Source organism: Amycolatopsis sp. SID8362, from assembly GCF_010550475.1.
GTDB classification, from domain to species: domain Bacteria; phylum Actinomycetota; class Actinomycetes; order Mycobacteriales; family Pseudonocardiaceae; genus Amycolatopsis; species Amycolatopsis eburnea.
In genome coordinates this window covers 1-4,036 of record NZ_JAAGNB010001542.1, presented here as the reverse complement: position 1 = coordinate 4,036, position 4,036 = coordinate 1, and the positions used below count along the sequence as shown (strand labels likewise).

At 73.1% G+C, this 4,036-nt stretch carries 1 protein-coding gene; it reads right to left on the bottom strand.

Annotation, left to right across the window (positions count from 1 at the left end):
* Positions 1-4,036, bottom strand: a 4,036-nt coding sequence (locus tag G3I65_RS47370; RefSeq protein WP_160701908.1) for a type I polyketide synthase, incomplete at both ends; no start/stop codon positions are given.

Below are 4,036 nucleotides of genomic sequence, written 5' to 3'. Positions count from 1 at the left end.
CCGTCGACGTCCAGGAGCACGAAGCGGCCGGGGTATTCCGACTGGGCCGAGCGGATCAGACCCCAGGCCGGAGCTTGGGCCAGGCCGGGCACCGGGTCGCCGGGCAGCGCGGCGAGGGCGCCGGTGGTGAGCACGACCAGCCGGGCGGCGGCGAACCGCTCGTCCGCCAGCCACTCCTGCGCGGTCGCGAGGACGTGCGCGGCGACGGCGTGCGGATCGGTGCCGGTGACCGGCAGGACGACTGCGGCAGGCACCTCGGCGAGGTCCGCCAAAGACCCGGGCAGCCAAGCGAATCCGGGAACGTCGCCGGTCGCAGTGACCGGTGTCCACTCCGCACGGAAGAGGGCGTCCGGCACGTCGTCCACTGTGGACGCGACCTGGAACGCCAGCGACCCGATGCGCGCCACCGGCTGCCCGGCCGGGTCGGTGGCGACGACCGACACCGCGTTCGGACCGGCCTGGCTGAGCCGCACGCGCAGGGCGGTGGCGCCGGCGGCGAACAGACTGACGTCGGTGAAGGCGAACGGGAGCCTGGCCTGTCCGTCGTCGGGGAAGAACCCGCCGAGGCCGAGGGCGTGCAGGGCGGCGTCGAGCAGGGCGGGGTGCACGGCGAACGCGTCGGTGCCCGGCAGTTCCACCTCTGCGAAGACGTCGCCGTCGAGCCGCCAGGCCGCGCGCAGGCCGCGGAAAGCGGGCCCGTAAAGGTAACCAGCGTCGGCGAGCGCGGTGTAGTGGGCCTCGACGTCGAGCGCTTCCGCGCCGGCGGGCGGCCACTCCAGCGTTTCGGGTTCCGGTGCGCCGGGCGCGAGGACGCCCTGGGCGTGCCGGGTCCAGCGGGCGCCGGGCCGGTCCGGGCGGGAGCTGATCGTCAGGCCGCGGCGGCCGTCCTCGCCCGGCGCTTCGACGGCGACCTGCAGCTGGACACCGCCGGTGGCGGGCACGGCGAGCGGCGTGCCGAGGGTGAGTTCTTCGACGGCGCCGCAGCCGGTGTGGTCGCCGGCGTGGATCGCGAGTTCGGCGAACGCGGTGCCGGGCAGGAGGGCGGTGCCGAGGACTTCGTGGTCGGCGAGCCAGGGGTGGGTCTGGCGGGACAGCCGTCCGGTGAGGACGGTCCGGTCTTCGTCGGCGAGGGCGACCGCGGCGCCGAGCAGCGGGTGCTCGACGGCACCGAGGCCGAGCCCGGCGGCGTCGCCGGTGCGGTTGGCCGGGCGGGGCCAGTACTGCTTGCGCTGGAAGGCGTACGTCGGGAGGTCGACGACCTGGGCGTCCGGGAACGCGGGGGTCCAGTCGACGCCGACACCGTGGACGTGTGCCTCGGCGAGCGCGGTGTGGAACCGGGTCATGCTGCCGTCGTCGCGGCGGAGACTTCCCAGCGCGATGACGTCTTCCCCGAGCGCCATGGTCAGCACCGGGTGCGGCGAGGCCTCGATGAACGTGCCGAAGCCCTCGCTCTTCAGGCGCTCGACCGCCGTGTCTAGACGGACGGTGCTGCGCAAGTTGGTGTACCAGTACTCGGCGTCGACCGTCTCGTTCCACTCACCGGTCACCGTCGAGATGAACGCGATCTCGCCCGTGCGCGGAGTGATCGGGGCCAGCACCTCTCGCAGCTCGTCACGGAGTTGCTCGACCTGCGCCGAATGCGAGGCGTAGTCCACCGGGACTCGCTTGGCGCGGATGCCGTCAGCTTCGCAGGACGCGATCAGCTCGTCGAGGGCTTCCGGCGTACCGGAAACCACGACCGCCGCCGGGCCGTTGACCGCCGCGATCGACAGCCCGTCCGTGAGCCGCTGTTCGACGGTGGCGAGCGGCGCGGCCACCGAGACCATCCCGCCGCGCCCGGCCAGCGCCAGGATCGCCTTGCTGCGCAGGGTGACCACGCGAGCACCGTCCTCAAGGGACAGCGCACCGGACACCACCGCGGCGGCGATCTCACCCTGCGAGTGTCCGACGACCGCGTCCGGGACCACCCCGAATGAACGCCACAGCTCGGCCAGGGAAACCATCACCGCGAAGAGCGCGGGCTGGACCACGTCGACCCGGGTCAGCGCCGCGGGATCGGCCAGTACCGCGCGAAGCTGCCAGTCCACGAAGGACTCCAGAGCGGACGCGCATTCGTCGAGCCGGGCGGCGAACACGGGTGCGGCGTCCGCCAGTTCGAGAGCCATCCCGGCCCACTGGGAGCCCTGGCCCGGGAACACGAGGGCGACCTTGCCGGGCGCGTCGGCCACGCCGGTGACGACGTTCGCCGCCGGAACCCCCTCGACCAGCGCGGTCAGCCCCTCGGTGAGGTCACCGACCACGACCGCGCGATGCGGCAAGGAGGCCCGAGTGGTGATCAGGGAGAACCCGATGTCCGCCGGAACGCCTTCCACCCCGAGCAGTGCCTGAGCCTGACCGCGCAGGGCGTCGGACGAGCGGGCCGACAGCACCCACGGGACCGGTTCTGATGCGGTGCTCGGCGAGATTTCAGGCTGGGGAACGGCTTCCAGGACCGTGTGCGCGTTGGTTCCGCTCATGCCGAACGACGACACCGCGGCCCGCAACGGCCGGTCGGCCGTCCACTCGCGCGACTCCGTCAGCAGCTCGACCGCACCCGCCGTCCAGTCCACATGGGACGATGGCGCGTCGACGTGCAGGGTCCGCGGGAGAACGCCGTGGCGCATGGCCATGACCATCTTGATCACCCCGGCGACCCCGGCCGCCGCTTGGGTGTGGCCGATGTTGGACTTCACCGACCCCAGGTACAACGGCGTCTCGCGGTCCTGGCCGTAGGTGGCCAGCAGGGCTTGGGCTTCGATCGGGTCGCCGAGAGTCGTTCCGGTGCCGTGCGCTTCGACGACATCGACGTCCGAAGTGGACAGTCCTGCGTCGGCCAGCGCGGCGCGGATGACGCGTTGCTGGGCCGGGCCGTTGGGGGCGGTGAGGCCGTTGGACGCGCCGTCCTGGTTGACCGCCGAACCGCGAACCACGGCCAGCACGCGGTGGCCGTTGCGTTCGGCGTCCGACAGCCGTTCGAGCAGTACCAGTCCCGCGCCTTCACCCCAGGCCGTGCCGTCCGCGGCCTCGGCGAACGCCTTGCAGCGGCCGTCGGCGGCGAGGCCGCGCTGGCGGCTGAACTCGACGAACGTGCCCGGCGTGGCCATCACGGTGACTCCGCCCGCCAGCGCCATCGAGCACTCGCCCAGGCGCAGCGACTGGACCGCCAGGTGCAGCGCGACCAGCGAAGACGAGCACGCCGTGTCGACCGAGACCGCCGGGCCCTCCAGGCCGAAGGTGTAGGCCAAGCGGCCGGAGGCGACGCTCGCCGCGTTGCCGGTCGCGATGTGCCCTTCGAGGGCGTCGGCAGAGCCGAGGAGGAGTGTCGTGTAGTCGTGGCTGTTGGTACCCGCGAACACGCCGGTCCGGCTGCCCCGGACCGAAGTCGGGTCGATGCCCGCGCGCTCGAACGCCTCCCACGTCAGCTCCAGCAGGAGCCGCTGCTGCGGGTCCATGGCCAGTGTCTCGCGCGGCGAGATGCCGAAGAACCCGGCGTCGAAACCGCCTGCCGCGTCGAGGAAAGCGCCTTCGGTGACGCTCACCGAACCGAGCCGCGAGGGGTCCGCGTCGTACAGGTTCTCCAGGTCCCAGCCGCGGTCGGCCGGGAAGCCGGAGACCGCGTCCGCGCCCCCGGACACCAGGCGCCACAGGTCTTCCGGCGACGCGATGCCGCCCGCGTACCGGCAGCTCATCGCGACGATCGCGATCGGCTCGTCGGCCACCGCCGACACGGTCGCGGTGGTTTCGGAGGCGCTGTCGCCGAGGACGCCGGCCCGCAGGTGACCGGCGAGCGCGGCCGGTGTCGGCCAGTCGTAGACGAGCGTCGCGGGCAGGGCGAGCCCGGTCTCCGCGCGCAGGGCGTCCCGCAGCTCGACCGCGGTCAACGAGTCGAACCCGATCTCCTGGAAAGCGCGGTCCGGCGCGACGGCGGCCGCGCTCGCGTGCCCGAGCACCGCGGCGGCCTGGTCCCGGACGAGCTGCAGCAGCACCTCGTCGGCGA